Below are 21630 nucleotides of genomic sequence, written 5' to 3' on the forward strand. Positions count from 1 at the left end.
GCCGGTACGCCGAGACCTTCGTTTTCACCGGTCTCACACGTCGGTATAACGGCTCAAACGGCCACCGAGTGGCGACCCGCTTCAAAATGATGCGAATGGGCATTATGCCAATTTCCCCATTATGGTTTCCCGGAAGACATCATAAACGTCTTCAGTGTAGTGAAACGGCGCAGGCCCCCACTTGTGATGGGAATCAGCGACTGTATCTTGCATCCGCAGAACCTCAAATCCGTTTGCCTCTGCGAAGTCCCAGTACCGCCGGTAGATCGCGTTATACGCACCAGCCTTGACCGCCTCAAACAATCCGACAGTCTCACCAGTCTCATCAACCAATGCCCAGTCAGGAGCTAACAGTAGCGTCTTTTCAACTAGTTCGTTCCTTTGGAGCAGGTCCTTAAACTGGAAGAATCGCTCCTTCCATATTCGGAAGTGATCCTCTTCGCCGAAGTCGATATGGGGGACACCGGTGGTGATGCTGCTGTAGTTCTCCAACCGCCTAAACTCACCACTGTCTGTAGCAAACGAGTCGACATCGAACTGCCAAGCGCCGAGTCGTTCAATATTCAAATCCCACAGCACTAAGTCGACTTCCGAATTCTCTTCGACATCACGAAATAGCGAGCCCGCCAGATCGGCTTCGAGCATTCGACGCTGAAATTGACTGCGCAGGTCGACTTTGGGAACCAGTTTCGTTGCATCAGTGCCGGCAGAGATGAAGGATTGACGTGCTACGTACCGCTTGAGCTCAAGGGACTTTCCCAGAAGAGGGTCGACCGTGTCGCGACTAACGCAGCCGCCAACAATGAGCAGACTGTATTTCGGTGATGTCACTTCTCTCCTCACGCACTAGAGCAAACTGGTTGAACTCGAAAAAGTTTTAATAATCCTACTAGCCACCCAATTCATTTCCCTCTTTTAGGACGATCGGCGAAAGAAGTCTAGATTATGGTCGTGAATTACAAGCCCGACGCGAATTGCTAGCTGAGGAAAGAACGTGAGTACGGTGCAACAAAAACTCATCGAGGTCGATGACACCTTTTTGAGGAGACTTAGCGCCAGGCCAGGCCTAGGCAGATATCTCGCACAACTTTGGCAACGCCGCCATTTTATTTGGGCTGAGGCTAGGAACAAGGCTTTTTCACGAGGTAGGGACATGTACCTCGGGCGAGCGTGGATTGTGCTTCAACCGATTCTTGATACCGCCGTTTACATCCTTGTCTTTGGTGTTGTCCTCAACATCTCAAAGAATATTGACTATTTCATTGGCTATCTGGTTATCGGTGTTATTTTCTTCAACTTCATCACTAGAGGTCTGAATTCTGGTGCTGGATTGATTCAAAGCTCGAAAGGAATGATCTCGTCATTCTCATTCCCGAAGGCGGCGCTCCCCATCTCACTGACTGTCAAGCAGCTGCTTGACAATGTCGCGCCAGCGATAGTCGGTCTTCTCATTGCGTTTTTGTACCACGGGCTGACGCCTAGCCCTGCGATCCTCACGGTGCCCGTCTTTTTCCTGATGATCCATTTGTTCTCTCTAGGAGCAATGTTGATCGTCGCAAGAATTACGGCGTTCATTCCCGATCTGAAGGCCCTTGTATCTACTTTTACTCGCGGTTTGTTCTTCGTTTCAGGCGTGTTCTTCGACATCCACCGATTCGATTCGAATGAGACCATTCAGTCCATCATGCTCGCAAATCCCGCCTACCAGTTCTTAACAGCGGTACGTGAGGCAACCATTTATCAAACCGTTCCTCCCCTCGGCCGATGGCTCTATCTCGCTGCTTGGACATTTGGTCTACTCATTATCGGTTTGATCTTCTTCTGGGAAGCTGAAGAGAGGTACGCGCGTGTCAGGTAAACCAACCGTTGTTGTACGAGATTTGTCGAAAACCTACCGACTGACGTCTTCGGGCTCGATCCGTGGACTCGGAAGGAAGACCACCACTGTCGACGCCTTGAAGTCCGTTTCGTTCGTCTCCTACCGAGGCGAATCCGTCGGCATTTTAGGCAAGAACGGCTCAGGCAAATCTACCCTGCTGCGGATCATCGCCGGAAACGAGTCTCCTACCTCTGGACTCGTACGAGTATCTGCTGAACCACGGCTCCTGGGCGTGTCAGCCGCACTTCAAGGGGCTTTGACTGGAAGGGAAAACGTAAGACTTGGCTTGCTTGCCATGGGACTACATCCTGACGAAGTTGCGCAACTGGAAGACTCCGTAATCGAATGGGCCGACTTAACGGATTCCATCGATCGGCCACTGCGTACTTATTCCTCTGGTATGTCTGCCCGTCTGAAGTTCTCCATCGCAACATCAGTGCGTGCCGAAATCTTGCTCGTGGATGAAGCTCTGTCCACAGGAGATTCCACTTTCACCTCAAAAGCTAAGAAGCGAATGGATTCATTCCTCGATAAATCTGGCACTGTTTTCCTTGTGTCGCACGGAGCAAAGACGATTCAGGACAATTGCTCACGTGCGCTGTGGCTTCACGAGGGAGAAATCATCGCAGACGGCCCCGCCGAGTCGCTTACGAAGCGATACAGAGTGTGGAGTAACCGAGCAGCCACCGGCAAGGACGACGAGGCTGAGAAGATCATTCGCGAAACAGCGGCTTCCTATACCCCTCCCACAATCCGTCTTTCAAGCGAAACTGCATCCCGCTAACACCCGACGTTGAGTATGCCCGATCCGATCGCAATTACCCGGGCATTCGCAAAGATAACTTCGTCGTCGACTTCCCAAGTGTGTGCTACTGAAGGCGACCGCATCTGAACGAAGTTAAAGCGGTCCGCGGAATAGATGGTGTATCCGCTCTTGACCGCACCGTTGAGAAACGCCGTGTCTTCGCCCTTGGTGCGATCCGGAAACGCCAACCCTTCAGTCACCTGGCGGCGCCAGACTAGTGTCGGACCTGCCACAAAATCCGTAAAACACATTTCGTGGGCTGGATTCCTGAGCAAGAAGCTGTCAGACTGCCCATGGTGCAAGTACGATGCCCGCTTACCTACGATGTCGGCGCCGGAGTACTCAAGTGCATTTATCTGATCCCGCAGGTAGTTTTCAAAGTAGAGGTCATCGTCATCAAACTTGGCCATAAAGTCGCCGGTTGCTTTGCCCACCAGGTGATTCATACATTTACCGAGGGACCAAGACTTCGGTGCCTGGAAGACCTGTCCTGTAACCCCTTCAGGAAACTGCGCCCTGACCGCCTGCGGTTGTTCGTCGATTCCATGAAGCATCATCATGAGCTCAACCTCGACATTACGTTGCCGCGCAACCTGTGAGAAGAGATGACTCAACTGTTGCGGGCGGTTTGTCGAGGCCAGAATCGACACCTTCGGTCGTGCATCGCTTTGCTCCTCAGCCAATCCAATCGCACGAAGAAGAGTGAAGGCGCGATCGGTATAGGTGTGATTCTCCCAAATTTTCCGTTGTGCCCTGTGGCTGATTCGATCTCGAACTTCTGGGGAATTGACGATGCTTCGAAGCAAATAGCTGCCCCCCTCCACATCGCGGATGATTGGGACCTCATCCTCCCTGAACATTTCATGTAAAGCGACACTGTCAGTTGAAACGACCACCGCACCGGACGCACCTGCTTCGAAAATACGACGGCTGCACATCGTAGGGCTTTGTGTGATCGTGTTGACGTTTAGAACAACTTTGAACCTTTTGAAAGCCGACAACATTTTGTTGTACGGCAACGCACCTTCTACATAGCGCTCGTATTCTGAGGGAAACTGGTATTTATCTTCTTTTCCTGCAAAGCGGGAAAAGACTACTAAACCGTCCTTAAGGCTTCGAGATGCTCGCACCGCAGCATCTAAAACAAGTGCGATCTGCTGTTGGCGCGATTCAAATTTATGTGCAAAATACGTGCCGGCGAATGCAATATCGCCCCGGCGTTCCTCCCCTGCTTTCAAAATCGGATTATGAAGAACCGGCTGAGCAGCGAACGGTAGGACGCCCACTTTTGCACTTGGCAAAGCGGCCTCATACTGCGGGACCAAGTTCGCGTCTGTCGTGAACACGAAATCGAAGAGTTTCGCCGTTTCGATGAAGTCGTCGAAGTGAGCCGGATCTTCTTTATTCCAGAACACCGTCGGAATGCCACTAGCTTTGCACCAATCCACCAATTCTTTTAGAGCTAGAGACGGCGCGTTTTCTCCAGTCAGCTGATACTGCCACTTGCCTCCGTTGCCATTCCACGCAGATTCGACGAATAGGAGCTCGAATGGCCGCTCGCCGCTTTGTGCATTGGGTACAAAGGTCTCGCCGGGATTCACTGGGCGCAGGTCAAACTCGTACCCCCACGCTCGCTCGGAAAACTCATCGAGAATCGATCCGACCGTTATTCTTTGAAAGGGTTTTCTCGGGTTGGGCGCAGGAGTGATCTCTTCAACGTCAGACCACTCACCCAGGGGTCTCGGCGCGATGCGTCGTGACAGTGCGAAAGCAGCTTTTTCTGCTGCTTTCCGTGCCCCCTGCCTTCGCATCACATTCACGAAGCGGGACACGTCGTCGCTCATCGAACGAGCTTGTTCTCGAAAATTGACCATCGCGATTTCTCCTTTACGTTTGGGCGTCTATCGTCTGGCTCAGAACTACGCTTCGGGCGAGACAATTTCTTCGTAAGCTTCGATTAGTCGTTGAGCACTAGCCTGCCATGTCCGTGTAGCCAAGAACGCCTCCAGCTGATGACCATAAAAGTGGTCTGGATCCGCGAGTACCTTCCGGATCGCTTCGCTCAATGCTTCAGGATCATCGGGTGGAACATACAGAGCCAACTCACCAGTAGCTTCTCTAACCGCAGGAAGGTCGGAGGCAACCACTGGGATATTCATTCCCATCGCAAGCATCGGTTTTAGCGGGGTGACTGCCCTGCATACTTCATAGTCTCTTCGTGGCAACACAAACACGTCTAATGCAGCACACCACTCAGGAATAGCTTGGGGGTCTTGCTTGCCTGCAAAGACAACTCGATCTGTTAAACCCCTCTCCTCTACTAAATGTTGTAGGGCGGGAAGCTCAGAGCCGTTACCGACTATCAATGCTTTGGTGTGTTCATCAAGGAATTCCAAGGCTAAGATAAGCGAATCGAGCCCCTCATAGTCAACAACCGAGGTGATTGTCCCAATCAGCTTTGTGCTCGACGGGATCCCGATATTTTTCCTTGCGAAATCCTTGGTAGGGGCTTCTATAGCCTCATCACGATCGAATCCATTCGGAACAACGTAAATGTTGTCTTTCGGAACTCCGCGTTCTTCAACGCGACGCCGTGACACGTCGCTGAGCACAAGGACTGCAGAAGCCGCTTGCATAGCTAGGGTTTCGCGTCTTCTGAACTCTGCGAGAAAATCCCTACTTCTTTGCTCCGAGCTCTCTAACTCCAGTGTCTTATCGCGCTCCCCGCGCACTTCGTAAACCCATGGGATCCCAAGGATCTGTGCGACCTCGCTGATCAAGCTCGCATTTCTAAAGTCTGTCGTCGTGTGCAACAGGGTGATATCGAGCTGCCGTGCTATCTCGGCAAGCAAATTAATGGCCTCACGTCGATTCTTGCCTCTCCGCAAAGACATCCGGCTGGGTAGCAACAAGAAGTAATCGATGCCGTCAACTGATACGGAATTCTGTGCGGGAATTACGCCGATTGTCGCCGGATATCCCATTCTTGTAGCTGGGTAGACAGCTACATCTTGCTGCCTAATTTCTTGGAGAATTTTTTGAGTACGCACCGTGTATCCACTCACTGTGTATGGCTGCGCACTATTTATAAAATACAGGACCCGAGCTTCGTCACTAGGCTGCCGATTAACTGATGGAAGAATGGGATCGCCTAAGTCTTGCCACGAAGTAGTGTCCGGAACTCCCGCACGAGACATGCGTTCCAAGGGAACAGGGAGTCTGAAGCCACTTCCCTGGAGTTTTCGGCCAATTCTTACGGAGACTTTCTGTAGAAACGGCATCGGCCCCGACAGGAAGTCCGCCACCATCGCAGATAGAAAAAGCGGGAAGTACCTAGCTGGGCGCATTACCATCCGATGCTTCGATCTGCTCCATTATCTGCAGCAATCGCACAGGTGTCATTTCTTCACGCTCCCGAATCACCCAATCACGGCCGGTGGTTCCGACTCTGAGGCGCTGCGGGTTATTGCCGAGCGACACCCATAACTTTGCGAGCGCCAATGGATCCTGCGGTGGCACAACGTCTCCGCCGCCCAGGCTTGAGATCAGATCAGCGGCCTCCCCCTCCACAACCCCCGAAATATGAATCCGGTTAAAGAGTAACTCATATGTCTTGGACGGGACCGTGCGTCGCAGCGGTTCCCATTCAGCCAAGTGCACCAGCGCTGTGTCAGCCCAGTCGTAATACGCGTTCAAAAGTTCTGCCGGCTTAAGGCGAATAAAACGAGCGTCGACTCCATACTCCTGAGCCTTCTCCTGGAGCAGCTCACGGGCTGCACCCGCACCAACGAATATCATATGAACGTGAAGCCCCTGTAGCTTGGCCAGCTTGGCAGCTTCCAATGCGTTTTGCAGGTTTTGTGCGCGGCCTATGGTGCCGGCGTACAGCACGTTTAAGTGGCCGTCTTTTCGATGATTCCCCCTATCTTTCGTTGGCTGACTAGCTACTGGAAACACATTTCGGATTACTACGACTTCTGGACTGTTTCCTCGCGTGGACAATTCACGGCGCGACTCCAGAGATGCTTTCAAGGTGCTGGAGGTGACCAAGATTGCCCTCGCACCCCTCAGAGAAGAATTCAGTACTTTCGTGGACACACGAGTGACCAGTTGGAGAGGGCCGTTTTTAGCGAGCTTCTCTCGGATCGACGGATCCCCGACACCGGCATTCCAAGACGCCGCTTGTCCCATCAGATCTGGCCAAGCATCCCGGAGATCGATGACGTACGGCCGACCGAAAATTTTAGCGGCCAGCCACGTTACCCCTGCTGTTGGCAGAGCAGGCACCGTCCCTATTACAAGGTCCGGCTCAATCTGTTTCCTGTTCCTAATGAGCGTTCGAACTTGCGAGAGTGCTATCCGCAGCTGGCTAGCAGCCTTCGACGTAATCGAATCGCCTACCCGGTAAGCGGAAGTGCGGAAAATAGTCTCGCCTTCGGCTCCCTTATATGGGACCTTCCGCGTCAGACTACTGTCACCTGTAGTGTCGTCAATCGACCGGCTATTACGTGGTGGAGGTGCAACTACACAGACTTCGTGACCAGCGTCGATAAGTATTTTCGCAAGCCAAGACCATCGACGTTGCGGTACTCCGTTTTCTGGGTACCAATACTGGGTGACGAGAAGAATACGCATGTCCTCGCCACCTCCGATTGACTATGGGCTGAATGATTGTGGGGCCAGCGGGGCTCGAACCCGCGACCAGCGGATTATGAGTCCGCGGCTCTAACCGACTGAGCTATAGCCCCTAATGCGGCTCCGGAACTCTTCTTCCTAGAGTCGCAATACTTAGGCGTAAAGCACGGGTGCCTTAGCGCCAAATACCTCTAGTATCAATCACAGTCTTTCCGTTGAGCAAATTCTGGTCGATGCCAACGAACTCCCGGTGGTCAACGAGGAGGACTACAACGCCTGCGCTTTCGATGGCTGTGGTGAAATCGGCCAATTCAATGTTCTTGTGCGCGGCGAGACGATCGGGCAGGGAATCTACGTTCGGTTCCACAACAGAAACCGTGGTTTCGGGATTTCGTTCAGCCAACTGCTCAACGATACCCAGCGCCGGCGACTCTCGAAGATCGTCGATATCCGCCTTGAATGCGATACCAAGAGCTGCAACCCTCTTATTGTCAGACTTGCTGAGCGCCTTCTCTACCTTGTCCAGGACGAACGACGGCTTGCCATCGTTGATCTCCCGTGCCTGGCGAACAATCTTGGCTTCCTCCGGTACTGCGGAAACGATGAACCACGGATCGACAGCGATGCAGTGTCCACCGACGCCGGGGCCGGGCTTGAGGATGTTGACACGTGGGTGGTGGTTGGCGAGCTCAATCAGCTCCCAGACGTCGATTCCAAGACGGTCGCTAATTAGGGAAAGCTCGTTTGCGAAAGCGATATTTACGTCTCGGAACGAGTTCTCGGTAAGCTTCGCCATCTCCGCGGTCGTCGCATCTGTCGTCAGCAATTCAGCGGTGCAGAACGTCGCATACAAATCACGAGCAAGCTCCGTGCCCTTTGGAGTCAAACCACCGATGACGCGGTCATTGTTCTCCATCTCTTCCATGATCTGCCCCGGCAGGACGCGCTCAGGACAGTGAGCAACGAAGATGGCATTCTCGTCTTCTTCGTTCAGCGAGAGGTCAGGCCGCTTCTCGATGATGTACTCCGCCATGTTGCGAGTCGTTCCCGGAGGAGAGGTGGACTCCAACACCACAAGGGCACCTGGGCGCAGGCGCGGAGCCATCGCATCGACCGCTGAGTTGATGTATTTGGTGTCTACCTCGTGATTGTCACCCTTGAACGGGGTTGGCACGCAGACGATGTAGGCATCCGCCTCGACCTGGTCGAAGCGCGCGGTCAGCAGACCGCGTTCCACGACGTCCTTGAGCAGCTCGTCAAAACCCGGTTCAACGAACGGCACTTCGCCTCTATTGATGGACTCGACAAAGGTCGGGTTGACATCAACACCGGTTACCTTGATTCCCTTGGAGGCGATAAACGCTGCCGTAGGAAGACCGATGTATCCAAGGCCAACGACGCATACATCTTTAAACGTATTTTGCACCGCGGTGTTCGCCACTTTCTTTTCCTTTCGCATGGATCCTCTATGGACCCGTTGTCTCTGCGGCTCAGATCGTTCCATTAGAGCGTACCCTCGCCCACTGTGTCCGTGTATCGGATCCCGGCTATTTGCCGTCGAGTTCCGGTTCGAACTCGCCGATTCGCTCTCCAACGCCCAACAATTCTGCGATGGCGGCAACCGCACGCGCGGCAGCCTTGCCGTCGCCATACGGATTCACTGCGTTTGCCATTGCTTGGTAAGCAGCATCTTGGTCGAGAAGGTTCCTCGCCTCCGCGACAATTCGATCGCGGTCGGTACCGACGAGCTTCACAGTTCCAGCCACCACAGCTTCAGGGCGCTCGGTGTTCTCGCGCATCACGAGGACAGGCTTGCCAAGCGACGGAGCTTCCTCCTGCACTCCGCCGGAATCGGTGAGCACTAGGTATGCGCGGCTCATTAGTGCTGTGAACTGGTCATACGGCAACGGGTCCGTGATGATGACGTTCGGAAGGTCTTCAACCTCTGGGAGAACCGCTTCGCGAACCTTAGGGTTGAGGTGTAGGGGCAACGCGAAAATGTGGTCTGGGTAGGACTTTGCAAGGTCCTGGACAGCGCCACCGATTTCCTTCATCGCGTCGAGGTTCTCGCGACGGTGGGTAGTGACTAGGACGAGTTTCTCGTTGGAGTTTCGAAGCTCTTCCAGTCGCGGATCTTCAAAATGAACGTCCCATTCCGACGCCGTCAACAGCGCATCAATGACGGTGTTACCCGTGACGACAATATCCTTAGAGCGGAAATTCTCTCGGCGAAGATTCTCGCGCGATTCGTTCGTGGGAGCCAAATGGAGGGAGGCAAGCTGTCCAATGATCTTACGGTTTGCCTCCTCAGGGAATGGCGAGAGGATGTCCCCAGTGCGAAGGCCAGCTTCAAGGTGGACCACCTGCACCCCCTTGTGAAAACCTGCCAATGCTGCCACCATCGCTGTAGACGTATCACCCTGTGAAATAATTACGTCAGGCTTTTCTTCGTCAATAATCGGATCGAGCCCTTGAATCGCCCTGGAAACCAACTCGTTGAGACTTTGGCCCGGCTTCATCAACGCCATGTCATGATTCGGGGTGATGCCGAAGCGTTTATTCACCTGCTCCAGCATTTCCTTGTGTTGACCGGTGGACACCACCACCGATTCAAAACGTCCATCGTTTTGAAGCGCACTCACGACCGGCGCGACCTTGATCGCTTCCGGGCGGGTGCCATAAACGGTCATAATTTTCGGCTTAACCGACATGGGTTCCTTAAGGGTTGTTCGACACAGGGATACTCTCTACAACTTAGTACAGGCATTCCAATTAAGTCGTCTGAGGGCGTAGCTGCCACTTTGCGTGAGCTAAAGGCTTAGGTAGTCATTAGCGCCCCACCAAGTCGGCAACAATCCCGTCCAGGATGTCTTTTTCGCTGATGATGAGGCTGGTAGCACCAGCCTCACGTCCAAAGGCGTCCATGAGCTGCTCAGCCACTGTGGAGCCTGAACCAATCACGTCCGCGCGGCCGGGGTGTACCACCGGATTCTCTCGTCGCTGATCGGCGGTCTTGGAACGCAAGTCCGCAGTCACTTCTCGCAGACGATCAAACGGTATCTCGGACGTGTGAATCCGCTCTGGATCATAGGAGTCCAGGTTCTGCGCGATAGCGGAAAGCGTCGTAAACGTGCCAGCACACCCCACAATCGTTTTCGCCTCCGCGAACGGCACAACCTTGGCTGCTTCATCGATCCGTTCGTCGATGTAGGCACGGGCCGCAGCCGTTTCATCCTCGGTCGGCGGATCTGACCGCATGAAGCGCTCAGTGATACGCACGCAGCCCATCTGGGTGGACATTGCGCGGATGCCTTCGTCGGTTTCCATCACGAACTCAGTAGAGCCGCCGCCGAGGTCGATCACGCAGAACGGGCCGCGGGCGGGATCGAGATCGGCTGTGGCGCCAGCGAAGGACAACGCTGCCTCTTCTTCACCGGAGATCACCTCGGCAACCGCACCCGATTGAATCTGGCCGAGCAGCTCCCGGGTCATGGCGAAAAAGTCCTCGCGGTTGGCGGCGTCGCGGGTGGCGGAGGTGGCCACCATGCGCACGCGGGTGACGTTCTCACTCTGCATTTCGTCGACGTAGTCCGCAAGTGCCACGCGGGTGCGTTCGATAGCCTCGGGCGCGAACTGGCCCGTCTCGTCGACGCCTTGGCCAAGGCGGACGATGGTGTTGCAGCGGGAAACCTCGCCGGTCTCGGTGTCGTGGATCAGCAGACGAATGGAGTTGGTGCCACAGTCCACGGCGGCGACACGGGTCATACCAGCCCCTCCCCCGCTTCCTCGAGCGTGATCCCGAGATCGTCGAGTGTGGGCCAGTCGGCTGGGATCGCGGTGCCGCGCAGGTTGGCGTGCTCGGCGGCCAGAGCAACTGCCTCGGTGCCGAAGCGAAGGCGCTCCGGGCCTTCGGCAAGCGCGTAGGCAATAAGCACGTGGAGGCATTTCACACGCTCCGGCATGCCGCCGCCGGAGAAGTCGGTGCCCAAGTCATCGATAGCGTTGCGCTCAGCGAGGTAATGCTCGTGCGCGGCCTGGTAGTCGCGGCGCAAAGCCTCCCCTTCCTCAGTGTCGGCGTTGAGGCGGGATTCCATCCACTTCATCACTTGTGCGACCTCGAGGCGGGACGCCTCGGCGGTCAGGCGCGGATCGGTGAGGTAGTAGAGGGTGGGAAACGGGGTGCCGTCGTCAAGCTTTGGCGCCGTTCTCACTACCGCTGGCTGATCGTCGGGCGTGGTGTAGGCGATTTCCAGAACACCGCGCGGGGTGCGGCCGAGCTGCTCGGCAACGGTGGCCAGTTGTGCGTCAGTTGGAGGGGTGTGCATGCGGGCTATTCTCCCACATGCTCCTCCTCTACCGCTGCCGGCACCGCGCGCAGGGAATCCCACAGCACCTCGGACCACTCGCGCTCGTCGGGGGTGTCGTCGGCGGCGGTGGTGATGTTGTCGGGGGCGGACATGCGGGGGTCGATGATGCGCCAGACGGTTTCGCCCTCCTCTACCACGCCGAGGCGACGACGAGCCTCCTGGCGGATGAATGCGTCGTCCTCGTACATGGCGATGTCGCTCTCCAGGGCCTGCTTCTGGGCCTCGAGACGCGCGATGGATTCCTCGGCGCGCGCGATCTCGGCACGGCCCTCGTAGTAGTTGCGCAGGGGTGCAGCAATCGCCAGCAGGACGAGCAGGATCACGCCGATAAGGATGGCCACGCTCGCCATGTCCTGTTTCGGAAAGGCCCGCGCGCGCATGGTGCGGGAGCGTTGTTTGCGCTCGCGGGCGCGCTCGGCACGCTCCGCGTCGCGGCTGGCGACGGGCACCGTGTGCGACTTGCGGGGACGTGGCGGGCGCTTCTTCATAGGTAAGCAGTCTAGATGCGCTCGAGGATTTCGCGGACTGCGGCGCGGCAGGCATAGCGGTCGCGGAGGTCGTCGATACGCTTGTTGAAAAGCTCGGTGGCCGCGGCGTCGTCGGCGACGAACTTGCGGATGTCGCGCAGCTCCGCCTCGAGGCGCTTGTACGACGGCAGGTCGCCGGCGTCGGCGAAGTGCTCCGGCAAGTGGAACATCAACTCGGTGCCCTTGGCGCGGTTGACGTTCACGCCGATCGCGGTACCCATCTCGAAGACCAGCTCCGGGTCTAACTCGTCGGGGCGGGGGTGCTCGGTGGCGATGCGGTAGCCGAGGTCGAAGTCGTCGAAACGCATCGCCATCTGCAGCTGCAGGTTGGCGCGCAGCCACGACGGTGCCGCGGCGACGACCTCTTCGGCCATCTCGCGGGTCACGCCGTCCTCGGCGAGCAGGTCGCGAAGGCCCTGGCCCGGGTGGGCTTTGGCGAAGTCCTTGCGGAAGCGCAGCAGCGCGCCGGTACCCCAGTAGCGGTCCAGGCGGGAGGTGAGCGCCTCGAGCGAGACACCGGTGCCGCCCAGGCCCAGGCGCTTCTTACTCACGCGCTCCTTGGCGGCTTCCTCGAGCAGGTCGCGGGCATCGCTATCACGCCCGCGCTCCTCGTAGAACTCGAGCAACTCGTCGCCGGAGAGCATCTGCTCGAGCGCGATGTCGTCGCCGCACAGACGGGCGATGCCTTCGCGCAGGTACTCCAGGGAGTCGTCATAAAGCACATGGGTGACGGCCTTATCCAGGCGGCGCTCAATCTCGTCGATGGCCTGGATGTCCAGCCAGTTGGCGTAGTCGGCCAAGTCGGGCTCGCCGAAGCCGGACTCGTCAAAGACCAAGGTGGAGATCCACTCCACCACCTCGCCCGGTGTCGGCGGCTTCTGGCGGTAGGCGGCCAGGTGCAGGATGATCGCGGTGCGGTAGGCGTCCGCGAGCGTGCCGTAGGTGTCGTCGGAACGCAACAGCATCTGGCCGATGCCCTCGGTGGCGTCCTCGAGCGGGCGGATCAACTCCGCGCCCCAGCCGCGGTCGATGCACGACGAGCAGACGTCGAGCAACTCGAACCACTCCTGCGCCACCTCCGCGGTCAAACGCGCGGACCAACCCGGGTTCTTGCGCTTCAGGCGGTCCACACGCTCCGCGATTCGCTTGCCGACGGCCCCCGCACCGCCCACATGCTCCGCCGCACCAACCTCCAGCGCGAGGTCCACACCAGGCTTGGCAACTCTTAGGTCGCGGACCAAATCCACCAACTGCTCGCGGTTCAGCCCGGTGATGTAGGAATCGATCGGGTCGTCGAGCACCGCGGCGCTTGCGGCTGCCTCGCGGGTGTCGGCGGTAAACACGTCGCCGTCGCTGTTAATGGCCTTCAGTGCGGTGGCAACGCAGTGACGGCACCACTCGTGCTCGATCGCGCAATCGCACAGCGCGACGATGTCCGTGCCCTCGATGTCGAGGCGCACGTGGTACTCGTGCGGCGCAGTGACGGTCGCGCGGATGTGCTCGTCGCTACGCTGCGTGATCTCCACGCGCGACGGCTCGATTTTCTGGCCTCTGTCGAAACTCGCGTGATCGGTCAGATCCGCGATGGTGTCGACGGTGAGGTTGGCGAACATGGTGCCCACCTTACGGTCGCGCCCCGACCCTGCGGGCCAAAGCTGGTTTCGTACAGTCACCCGCGAGAGTGTACGGGTTTAACGCCAACTTTGTATATCTGGATCCCATCGTTTCAGTTGCTCTTCGGCTCGAGCGTCGATGATGCCCGGGACGAGCGCCAAACGATTAATCCACTCGGTTCTGTCCTCCACCGAAGACGCTTCAGCGCTCAACTCGGCGACCAACTGTTTTCCGGACTTCGCCTCGTAGTAGCGGGCTGATGGAGCAAGCCTGTTCGCGAGGTCGTCGATACGCACGCCCTCCTTCCGGAGAGCGTCCGCGACAAGGTCTGCTAGGTACCCGCGCTCAATCTTGGCCTCGGCCAAATCACCAACGGTGCGTGCGACACTCGTCACCGGCAGCCCGTCCACAGACACGATGTCTTCCTCAGGAAGATCACGACGGGTGAGGATTCGGACTCCTTGCTGCCGCGTTTGCTTCGTACCTTCAGTGGAGAAGGTCAGGTTCGGTGGGATGAGGCGGCCGATCCCGTGGATGAGAGCAGCCGACTCGTGTGAGACCACCACGGGCTGCTCGTCCTCCCAGCGCTCGTCGATGAACTTCTTCGGCTCGAGAGATAGCCACGCCGCCCGAATCTCATCGTGGGGCCCACCCTGATGGGACGGCAGCAGGTAGACGCCATGCCGCGCTCGGTCAAGATCACCACGCTCCGCGAGGCGGGACAGCTGCAGGCGTTCAATCCCCTCCCGTCCCGCTTGACCAGTGGTGACGATGCCCCACTGGTCCGAGGCGACCATCTCTAAAGTCGCCAGGACGTCTGCACGCTTCACCGACCCCTCCTTTTGCGTTTGTATCCGCGATTGCGGACGATTGTATCACTCATAGAGATACAATCGTCCGCCTATTTCGATACAAATGTCAACCACGAGGGTAAAGAAGTGGCCCCGCACCGATCACGGGCGGGGCCGGGCCGTAGCGGTGAGCTACTGCCTACTTTTTGAAGCGCGGGAAGGCGTCGCGGCCGGCGTAGACGGCGGCGTCGTGAAGCAACTGCTCGATGCGCAGCAGCTGGTTGTACTTCGCCACACGCTCGGAACGCGCCGGCGCACCGGTCTTGATCTGGCCGCAGGACAGCGCGACGGCGAGATCCGCGATGGTGGTGTCCTCGGTCTCGCCGGAGCGGTGGGACATCATCGTGCGGTAGCCGTTGCGGTGCGCGAGCTCGACGGCGTCGAGAGTCTCGGTCAGGGTGCCGATCTGGTTGACCTTGACCAGAAGCGCGTTGGCGGCACCCTTGTCGATGCCCTCCTGCAGGCGCTTCGGGTTGGTGACAAACAGGTCGTCGCCGACGATCTGCACCTTGTCGCCCAGCTGCTCGGTCATCGCGACGTAGCCGTCCCAGTCGTTCTCGTCCAGCGGGTCCTCGATGGAGACGATCGGGTACTGCTCGACCAGGTCCGCGTAGACCTTGATCATCTCCTCCGCGGAGTGGCTTCCGCCCTCGAAGTTGTAGGTGCCGTTTTTGTAGAACTCGGAGGAGGCGACGTCGAGGGCGAGCGCGACGTCGTCGCCAAGCTTGTAGCCCGCCTTCTCAATCGCCTCGACGATGAGATCCAGCGCGGCCTTGGTGGAGTCGACGGACGGGGCGAAGCCGCCCTCGTCGCCAAGACCGGTGGACAGGCCCTTCGAGGAGATCACGGACTTCAGCGCGTGGTAGACCTCGGTACCCATGCGCAGCGCCTCGGAGAAGGTTTCCGCGCCGATCGGGGCGATCATGAACTCCTGGACGTCCACACCGGAATCCGCATGCGCGCCGCCGTTGAGGATGTTCATCATCGGCACCGGCAGGATGTGCGCGTTCGGGCCGCCGATGTAGCGGAACAGCGGCAGGTTCGCCGACTTCGCCGCGGCCTTCGCCACAGCCATCGACGCGCCGAGCATCGCGTTCGCGCCCAGGTTCTTCTTGTTGTCCGTGCCGTCCAGCTCGATCATGGTGTTATCGATCAGGCGCTGGTCGTCGGCCTCGTAGGCGTCCAGGCGGTCCGCGATGGCCTCGTTGACGTTCTTGACAGCCTTGAGCACGCCCTTGCCGCCGTAGCGCTCGTCGCCGTCGCGAAGCTCATGCGCCTCGTGCTCACCCGTGGACGCGCCGGACGGCACCGCCGCGACACCAACGGAATCGTCCGAGAGCAGCACCTCCACCTCGACGGTCGGATTACCGCGCGAATCGAGGATCTCACGGGCGAAGATGTGCATGATGTCGGACATAGTGTCTCCTTCACGTGGACGTTGCTTGCCGACGACCACTCTACCGCGTCACTACCTATGCGCGGGCTGGTTCATCGCGTAATTGGCCGCCGCGTCCCGCACGCGCGCCACGTAGTCGCTGGACTGATTGTACGCGAAGATCGCGCTCGTCCAGCCCTCCTCCGTTGCCATATCGCGCGTGCGGCCGCCGGAGTTGCACAACAGGTTCGCAGCACCGAGGGCGGCGTCGTCGATCTGCTGCGGGTTCGCATGCCCGTCGCCGTCGGCGTCGCGGCCGTAGCGGCGCCAGGACTCCGGGATGAACTGCATGGGGCCCACGGCGCGGTCGAACTCTTTGTCGTTGTCCATCTCGCCGTTGTCCGTGTCGTGGACCTTAGCGAAGCCCTCGCCGTCCAGCGCCGGGCCCACGATCGGCGGCTGCGGGTAGCCGTTCTGGTCCAGGCGCGAGGTGTCGAAGCGGCCCGAGTACGTGCCGTGGCGCGTTTCCACCCAGCCGACGCCGGCGAGGGTGTTCCACGTGATGTGGCACTCCGGCCACGCCTCCTGCGCGATCAGCGCCGCGTTGGCGTAGGCGCGCACAGCTTGGCCGGACATGTTGGTGGCGTTGCCGATGTCCTGGGACCAGTCGAAGAGCTGGTCTGCGGTGCGGCCCGGCGCGTGGACGTCGATTGCCGGCGGCGCTTCCGCAGCTGCCGGCGGGACGGTGTGCGGCGCGGGCGGCTTCGGCTGGATGCTTTCGACGTTGAACGCGGAGAGCACCCAGGCAACGAGTGCGACGACGGCTACGACGGCCGTGGCCGCGGCGAGCACGCCGACGCAGCCGCAGCCGCGGGCAACGCGTCGCGGAAGGATCATGGGGGCGAATTCTACCGGTAGGGAAAAACCTGAATTCGTCGGCAAGCAACAATTGTCTCATTCGTCACATGCGCAACACGTGTAACGGTTATGATGCTTGTCGACCATCCACTCTCTCCCGAAAGGACCCCCATGCGTCGCCTCACCTCCGCCCTTGCCGCCGGGCTTATCGCCGTCTCCGCCTTCGCCGGCACCGCCGCCCCTGCCCAGGCCCAGAGCCTCGAACTGATCCGCCTGCTCAACGGCAACATCGCCACCACCAACTGCGACGCCCTGCGCACCGGCCTGACCGCCACCCGCATGGTGAACAAGGACACCACGCGCGCTCAGCTGGTCTCGAACCTCAACGCCGTCGTCGGCAATGATGCTGCGCTGCGTCTCGTCTCCGCAGGCACTGTTGGTTCGGTTGCGGACCGCGCGCTGGAGTGCGGCATCGTCAAGCCGGACCCGGCCACCCCGCTGGATCAGATCATCGCCGGCTCCTCGCAGCTGTCGTCGCGCGCGGGCCTGCCGGATATCCGCAACTTCCTCCCGGCGCTGCCGGCTACTCGCTAGCCTTCCCCTCGGCCCACAACCGGTCCTGCGTGGCCTTGTCCACCAGGCCGTCCGAGCCGTCGAACAGGTAGGGCGCGCGAACGCGCATCTTTGCGACGAACGCCCCCGCCACATCACCAAACCCAAACGCACCCCGCTCGTCGGCGATCTCCGCGTGGAACAGCACCTGCAACAACAGGTCTGAGAGTTCCTTCTGCAGTTCGGAATCCGGCGCGTTGGTGCGGATCGCCTCGGCGACCTCCTCAGCCTCCTCCTCCAAGTAAGGCAGGAGGCTTTCGTGCGTCATCTCCTGCTCCCACTCGCCCCGGCGGCGGGCCTCATGCATCGTGCGCACAGCCTCTGCGACGGGATCGTCGAGGGAGGGGACTTTGACGAGCACGTGGTCGTCGTCAAGCACACGATCCGCGAACTTGGGATCCGTGGTGATGATCCAATGCCCGTCGCCGTCTGCGACATCCAGCGCCCAACGCACCGACACCGGCACCTCCGGCGAAAACTCCACACGGCCGCGGATCTGGCCGGCGAGGTGGAGTGGGATCATGTCGGGCCAACGGGCGTCGAGAAGCAGCACGGTCGCGGTCATGGTGGGCAAGTGTAGGGCCTCTATGATGGTGCGCATGACTCAGATCGCCGAAGCACTTGAAGCCATCAAACCCAGCGCGCAGGACGTGCTGCAGGATTCCGTGACCTTCTCCCCCATCCGCTGGAAAACCGGCTGGCCGCACCACCTGCGCCGCGTGCCGCCGTTTCGCGACGACGCCACCGCCACCATCACCCGCGCCGAAGTCTTCTCCTTCGCCGCCGACGTGCGTTCAGCCGATTTCGCCCGCGAGCAGATCATCGACTTCTTGGGCGCCTGCTTCGCGTACGTCGCCGGGCAGTCCAACCAGGTGATGCAGATGCAGGCGTTTTTGCGCAACAAGGGGAATGCTTCTCGCCTTTTGGGTGCGATTCGGAAGTTGGACGGTGCGGCGCCGGTGGATGCGTACGCGTCGCTGGTTGCCACCGGGCTGGCGCCGAAGTACGCCTCTGCCGTTGCGTATTTCCTGGCGGGCGAGCAAGACGCGTCGTCTGAGGCGCCGGTGATTATTTGCTCCAACCGGGCTCGTTTGGCGGGGCTGTCTGCGGAGGCGGATTGGTCGCCGGAGGATTACGCGGCGTACCTTGCTGCGCTTTCGTCGGCGCGCGACGCTTACGATTCCTCGCTGCCGTTGGACGCGGTGGAGTGGGCGCTGCGGGAGTTCGCGCGCCGTTCCGAGTAGGGAGTATGTGTGCGGTCCGGCGAGCTAGGGGTAAACCCGAGCTGGCCGGGCCTTTTTGGGCACCACACCACGCGCCTTTCGTGTTTAGCGGTCTACACTTGATAATGTCAATCGCGCTAAACTAGCATCGTGACAAAACGCAAGGACATCCTCAAAGCGATTTCCCACTACGCAAAGTCAACCGACCAGGAACTCACCATCAAAGAAGGCGGAAACCACACACGTATATGGGTCGGTGACCGCTACACAACTGTTCCCAGGCATCGAGAAATTCCCGATCTCGCCGCCCAAAAGATTTACAAGCAGATTGGACTGAAGTAGCGATGAACTGTTTTACCGCGACTGTCGAACGCGACTCCGGCTGGTGGGTAGGCCAACTCGATCAAGACCCTGGTGTCATTGTCCAAGCGCGTCGCCTCGATCAGATTGAGGACGAATTCAAAGATGCCCTTGGTCTTTTCCCCGAGCTGACCGACGATGCGGAGTCCGCCCAGATCGAACTCGCCATCGGTGGCGAAGCGGAAAAGGCGGCGCTTTCGGCGCGAGACGAGCTCGAAGAGTTGCGTCGGCGAGAACACGATCAACTGGGGAAAATCGCCCAGCACGCTAAAGAACTCTCTGAGCGTGGTTACAACTACCGCGACATCGCCTACCTTCTGGGCATCAGCTACGGCAGAGTCGGGCAGATTCTCAAACAGCACTCCGCAGCGTAAGGCCAGCGATTGGCACTGCCTAGTTGTGAGGGGCAGGGTGTGAGGGGGTCGAGTAACCAGCCTGACCCGTTTTCGGCTGATGGCGAAGCCCTCACATCTAGCCCCTCACATCCAGGGTGGGGCCGCAGCCTGCACCTCACATTTGACGAGGATCCAGGGTGAGTCCCGCCGTGGTTGTGACAGATCGCTTATCGGCGCAATCGGCGACCTGGGGAAAATGACAAATGTTGCCTCGACTGGAGGCATGATTTGTCACAGAAACGTGGCTCAGCGAATTCAGGTTTGAGGCCTAGATCTGGATATTCAGGCGGCGAAGGAATTCAAGCGCATTAATACAGGGCACCGAGAACTGCGCAGCCACGTCCGGGATCTTCACCTTCTTGACACTGTCAGGCGCAGGTACCTCGTTAGTCACGATGGTCGCGCCGTAGCGACGTGCCGACGCCACTAGCCAAGAGTCAGCCACGTTGAGAAACTCCGTGGCCGCTGCCTCGCGGTATTTAGGTTGTCTCTCCAACACAACCCATTCCACGACTTGCTGGTACAGATCAAGCTCCTCTTGATCAGGGGGAATTATCTGATCTTGGCGCACATGCTGCTTGTACCAGTCATATTCGGGAGCACCCCAAGCAGCAAGCTCTTTATCAACTTGACCATGGAAGAAAACGCCGTCGGCGAACAACGCAACTTCGAGCTCGCCCCAAAGCGACGGGAACACATCCCGCGGATAGACGTTGGCTAAGGTCCCCAGGAAGTTGGTGTCCACAAGATACATCGACTACACCGCTTCCCTGCCCCGCATCTGACGTGCATTGACTAGCTTCACAAACGACTCGTTTGAATTGGCCCCCAGGTACTGGGCAGCCTCTCGTTGCGAAATCTGGCCGTTCACCGCGGCTTGCGTAATCGTGTCAAAAAACCTGCCGCCCACACGAGAACGAACGAGCACGTGATGCGGCGGTGCCCCCTCACCGGCCTTTTCTGTTGGCTCACTGTTGTGTTTGACCAGAGGCAACATACGAAGTGCTTCTTCCTGATCAATAAGCTCCAGTTCACGAAGCCGCCAGAGCATGGCTTCCCTGCTCAGGCCGAAGCGCCGAGCAAGTCCTTCGACTTCGTCTCTGATAGGCACGGTGTCGTCGAAAAGCTTTTGCACCAAAGATGCTGGTGCGATGAACTCGGAGGCGAATTGGTTGCACCACCGTTCCAATTGGACGCCGTGCGCATGATCGGAAACACCAGGTTTTCCAAGCACAACGTGTCCGAGCTCGTGCGCAAGGCTGAACAACTGCGCAGTCTTCGCATCGCGAGTGTTGACGAACACAAGGCAGAAGCCATCGTCTTCAATGGTGAAACCGCGAAACTCTTCGACATCCAAACGACGCTTGGTCGAACTTTCAACGACCGAATTTCGCGCTACCAACACTCCAGCTTCTTCCATCGAAAGCACCAGTGTGCGTACTTTGTCCGGACCGTGAATTGGCGCTTCGTCTCCGAATCCGAGAAATTCGCGCATAGACGACGCAACGTCTCGGGGATTCTGGGAACTCATAGCGGACGCGAAAAAGGCCGGCGGTTCTATCCCCTCATCGTTTGCATACGCGGAGTACCAAGCCAGGCGTTGCTGCGATTTGAGAACAACCTCCTGAAGGTCTGGACTCATCGACTCCAACGCTGAGCTTCTCACGGTTCGGAAATCCGGAACACCGGTGTCTTCCCCAGAAGGCTCCTTAAGCAGCAGCCTCCCGAACGGAATTTTGGCGCGTTGCGCAAGGTCTTGCGCCTGACGCAGCGTGGGTTTTTCGTCCCCTGCTAACCAGGAATCGAACTTGGGAAAGCGCTTGAGCAACTCATCGTCGTCTAATCCCGTGCGACGAGCAGCCCACTGCAAAACAGAAGGCGTGACCGAAACTCGCGGAGTGCTCATCGGCCTCACCTCCATGTCCTCCATAAGCCGGAACCCAAACTATGTCCAAGACGATAATGCGTAAGGGCTCAGTATGTCACCCAGGGTTGACACGTGAACCGAAGTTAATGCGACTGGCGCGGCGAATTCAGGTTTTCCCCTACGTTGCCGCACGCGACATTTGTTCGGAGAGCAGAATGGCGCTCCTACTCTGGCGCGTTAAGCGGCCAAGGAACCGCCGAAC

General features: G+C 58.5%; 22 protein-coding genes, 1 tRNA gene and 1 pseudogene. 6 read left to right on the plus strand and 18 right to left on the minus strand.

The features are described 5' to 3' along the window. Positions 1-102 precede the first annotated feature (102 nt). Complete coding sequence (locus IAU68_RS08515) at positions 103-831, minus strand: DUF6270 domain-containing protein (RefSeq protein ID WP_171192868.1); 729 nt, start codon at positions 829-831, stop codon at positions 103-105. A gap of 163 nt (positions 832-994) precedes the next feature. Between IAU68_RS08515 and IAU68_RS08520 the strand changes: the two genes are divergently transcribed. Together IAU68_RS08520 and IAU68_RS08525 are read left to right on the plus strand one after the other, a co-directional pair. After that, entirely contained in the window at positions 995-1858 is an 864-nt protein-coding gene (locus IAU68_RS08520) for an ABC transporter permease (RefSeq protein WP_231699007.1), read from the plus strand. A gap of 97 nt (positions 1859-1955) precedes the next feature. After that, entirely contained in the window at positions 1956-2663 is a 708-nt protein-coding gene (locus IAU68_RS08525) for an ABC transporter ATP-binding protein (protein ID WP_171192869.1), read from the plus strand. Here the strand turns inward: IAU68_RS08525 and IAU68_RS08530 are convergent. The 14 genes and pseudogenes from IAU68_RS08530 to IAU68_RS08590 form a co-directional block, all read right to left on the minus strand. After that, entirely contained in the window at positions 2660-4558 is a 1899-nt protein-coding gene (locus IAU68_RS08530; RefSeq protein ID WP_202880076.1) for a glycosyltransferase family protein, read from the minus strand. The two genes, IAU68_RS08525 and IAU68_RS08530, sit on opposite strands and share 4 nt — an antisense overlap. Before the next feature lie 45 nt (positions 4559-4603). Continuing rightward, positions 4604-5734, minus strand: a complete 1131-nt coding sequence (locus tag IAU68_RS08535) for a glycosyltransferase family 4 protein (RefSeq protein WP_171192870.1) — start codon at positions 5732-5734, stop codon at positions 4604-4606. Between the two features lie 283 nt (positions 5735-6017). Further along, a complete protein-coding gene (locus tag IAU68_RS11610; RefSeq protein ID WP_231699155.1) occupies positions 6018-6716 on the minus strand; it encodes a glycosyltransferase in 699 nt (232 codons plus the stop codon). Next, positions 6717-7319: pseudogene (locus IAU68_RS11615) on the minus strand (glycosyltransferase); the annotation flags it as partial. Positions 7320-7358: 39 nt separating this feature from the next. After that, positions 7359-7432, minus strand: a tRNA-Ile gene (locus IAU68_RS08545). Positions 7433-7494: 62 nt separating this feature from the next. Continuing rightward, on the minus strand, positions 7495-8760 hold the full coding sequence (gene wecC / locus IAU68_RS08550; protein ID WP_231699008.1) for a UDP-N-acetyl-D-mannosamine dehydrogenase: 1266 nt from the start codon (positions 8758-8760) through the stop codon (positions 7495-7497). Between the two features lie 106 nt (positions 8761-8866). Next, positions 8867-10030 (minus strand): non-hydrolyzing UDP-N-acetylglucosamine 2-epimerase, encoded by a 1164-nt coding sequence (gene wecB, locus IAU68_RS08555; protein WP_171192873.1) that lies wholly within the window; start codon positions 10028-10030, stop codon positions 8867-8869. 118 nt (positions 10031-10148) lie between these two features. Beyond that, positions 10149-11084 (minus strand): Ppx/GppA phosphatase family protein, encoded by a 936-nt coding sequence (locus IAU68_RS08560; protein WP_171192874.1) that lies wholly within the window; start codon positions 11082-11084, stop codon positions 10149-10151. Next, positions 11081-11644, minus strand: a complete 564-nt coding sequence (locus tag IAU68_RS08565; RefSeq protein ID WP_171192875.1) for a DUF501 domain-containing protein — start codon at positions 11642-11644, stop codon at positions 11081-11083. The genes IAU68_RS08560 and IAU68_RS08565 overlap by 4 nt, the downstream gene beginning before the upstream one ends. Before the next feature lie 5 nt (positions 11645-11649). After that, complete coding sequence (locus tag IAU68_RS08570) at positions 11650-12174, minus strand: septum formation initiator family protein (RefSeq protein WP_171192876.1); 525 nt, start codon at positions 12172-12174, stop codon at positions 11650-11652. Positions 12175-12185: 11 nt separating this feature from the next. Further along, complete coding sequence (locus IAU68_RS08575) at positions 12186-13886, minus strand: SWIM zinc finger family protein (protein ID WP_171192877.1); 1701 nt, start codon at positions 13884-13886, stop codon at positions 12186-12188. Between the two features lie 18 nt (positions 13887-13904). Further along, entirely contained in the window at positions 13905-14657 is a 753-nt protein-coding gene (locus IAU68_RS08580) for a type IV toxin-antitoxin system AbiEi family antitoxin domain-containing protein (protein WP_171192878.1), read from the minus strand. A 160-nt stretch (positions 14658-14817) separates the two neighbouring features. Further along, positions 14818-16095, minus strand: coding sequence for a phosphopyruvate hydratase (gene eno / locus IAU68_RS08585; RefSeq protein ID WP_171192879.1), 1278 nt, complete (start codon positions 16093-16095; stop codon positions 14818-14820). Between the two features lie 51 nt (positions 16096-16146). Then, entirely contained in the window at positions 16147-16950 is an 804-nt protein-coding gene (locus IAU68_RS08590) for a lytic transglycosylase domain-containing protein (protein ID WP_171192880.1), read from the minus strand. A 132-nt stretch (positions 16951-17082) separates the two neighbouring features. On the opposite strand from IAU68_RS08590, the gene IAU68_RS08595 reads away from it, so the two are divergent. Continuing rightward, positions 17083-17505 (plus strand): hypothetical protein, encoded by a 423-nt coding sequence (locus IAU68_RS08595; protein WP_171192881.1) that lies wholly within the window; start codon positions 17083-17085, stop codon positions 17503-17505. Here IAU68_RS08595 and IAU68_RS08600 read toward each other — a convergent pair. After that, positions 17495-18088, minus strand: coding sequence for a MazG nucleotide pyrophosphohydrolase domain-containing protein (locus tag IAU68_RS08600; RefSeq protein WP_231699009.1), 594 nt, complete (start codon positions 18086-18088; stop codon positions 17495-17497). The two genes, IAU68_RS08595 and IAU68_RS08600, sit on opposite strands and share 11 nt — an antisense overlap. A 34-nt stretch (positions 18089-18122) precedes the next feature. Between IAU68_RS08600 and IAU68_RS08605 the strand changes: the two genes are divergently transcribed. The 3 genes from IAU68_RS08605 (at position 18123) to IAU68_RS08615 (ending at position 19480) form a co-directional block, all read left to right on the plus strand. Further along, positions 18123-18767, plus strand: a complete 645-nt coding sequence (locus IAU68_RS08605; RefSeq protein WP_171192882.1) for an 8-oxoguanine DNA glycosylase OGG fold protein — start codon at positions 18123-18125, stop codon at positions 18765-18767. Positions 18768-18896: 129 nt separating this feature from the next. Then, positions 18897-19088 carry a toxin HicA gene (locus IAU68_RS08610; RefSeq protein WP_171192883.1) on the plus strand — a complete coding sequence of 64 codons (192 nt, stop codon included), beginning with the start codon at positions 18897-18899 and terminating at the stop codon, positions 19086-19088. A gap of 2 nt (positions 19089-19090) precedes the next feature. After that, positions 19091-19480, plus strand: a complete 390-nt coding sequence (locus tag IAU68_RS08615; RefSeq protein ID WP_171192884.1) for a hypothetical protein — start codon at positions 19091-19093, stop codon at positions 19478-19480. A 289-nt stretch (positions 19481-19769) separates the two neighbouring features. Here the strand turns inward: IAU68_RS08615 and IAU68_RS08620 are convergent, their stop codons facing one another. Both IAU68_RS08620 and IAU68_RS08625 read right to left on the minus strand, forming a co-directional pair. Then, complete coding sequence (locus IAU68_RS08620; RefSeq protein WP_171192885.1) at positions 19770-20255, minus strand: DUF4411 family protein; 486 nt, start codon at positions 20253-20255, stop codon at positions 19770-19772. A 3-nt stretch (positions 20256-20258) separates the two neighbouring features. Next, entirely contained in the window at positions 20259-21407 is a 1149-nt protein-coding gene (locus tag IAU68_RS08625) for an ImmA/IrrE family metallo-endopeptidase (protein WP_171192886.1), read from the minus strand. Positions 21408-21630: the final 223 nt, after the last annotated feature.

This window comes from Corynebacterium lujinxingii, assembly GCF_014490555.1.
GTDB lineage: Bacteria > Actinomycetota > Actinomycetes > Mycobacteriales > Mycobacteriaceae > Corynebacterium > Corynebacterium lujinxingii.

Bases quoted from the DNA above. Each gene is read 5' to 3' on its own strand.
- IAU68_RS08530 (WP_202880076.1), bottom strand. From the start codon at position 4,558: ATGGTCAATTTTCGAGAACAAGCTCGTTCGATGAGCGACGACGTGTCC.
- wecB (WP_171192873.1), bottom strand. From the start codon at position 10,030: ATGTCGGTTAAGCCGAAAATTATGACCGTTTATGGCACCCGCCCGGAA.
- IAU68_RS08560 (WP_171192874.1), bottom strand. From the start codon at position 11,084: ATGACCCGTGTCGCCGCCGTGGACTGTGGCACCAACTCCATTCGTCTG.
- IAU68_RS08565 (WP_171192875.1), bottom strand. From the start codon at position 11,644: ATGCACACCCCTCCAACTGACGCACAACTGGCCACCGTTGCCGAGCAG.
- IAU68_RS08570 (WP_171192876.1), bottom strand. From the start codon at position 12,174: ATGAAGAAGCGCCCGCCACGTCCCCGCAAGTCGCACACGGTGCCCGTC.
- eno (WP_171192879.1), bottom strand. From the start codon at position 16,095: ATGTCCGACATCATGCACATCTTCGCCCGTGAGATCCTCGATTCGCGC.
- IAU68_RS08590 (WP_171192880.1), bottom strand. From the start codon at position 16,950: ATGATCCTTCCGCGACGCGTTGCCCGCGGCTGCGGCTGCGTCGGCGTG.
- IAU68_RS08595 (WP_171192881.1), top strand. From the start codon at position 17,083: ATGCGTCGCCTCACCTCCGCCCTTGCCGCCGGGCTTATCGCCGTCTCC.
- IAU68_RS08600 (WP_231699009.1), bottom strand. From the start codon at position 18,088: ATGACCGCGACCGTGCTGCTTCTCGACGCCCGTTGGCCCGACATGATC.
- IAU68_RS08605 (WP_171192882.1), top strand. From the start codon at position 18,123: ATGACTCAGATCGCCGAAGCACTTGAAGCCATCAAACCCAGCGCGCAG.
- IAU68_RS08615 (WP_171192884.1), top strand. From the start codon at position 19,091: ATGAACTGTTTTACCGCGACTGTCGAACGCGACTCCGGCTGGTGGGTA.
- IAU68_RS08620 (WP_171192885.1), bottom strand. From the start codon at position 20,255: ATGTATCTTGTGGACACCAACTTCCTGGGGACCTTAGCCAACGTCTAT.
- IAU68_RS08625 (WP_171192886.1), bottom strand. From the start codon at position 21,407: ATGAGCACTCCGCGAGTTTCGGTCACGCCTTCTGTTTTGCAGTGGGCT.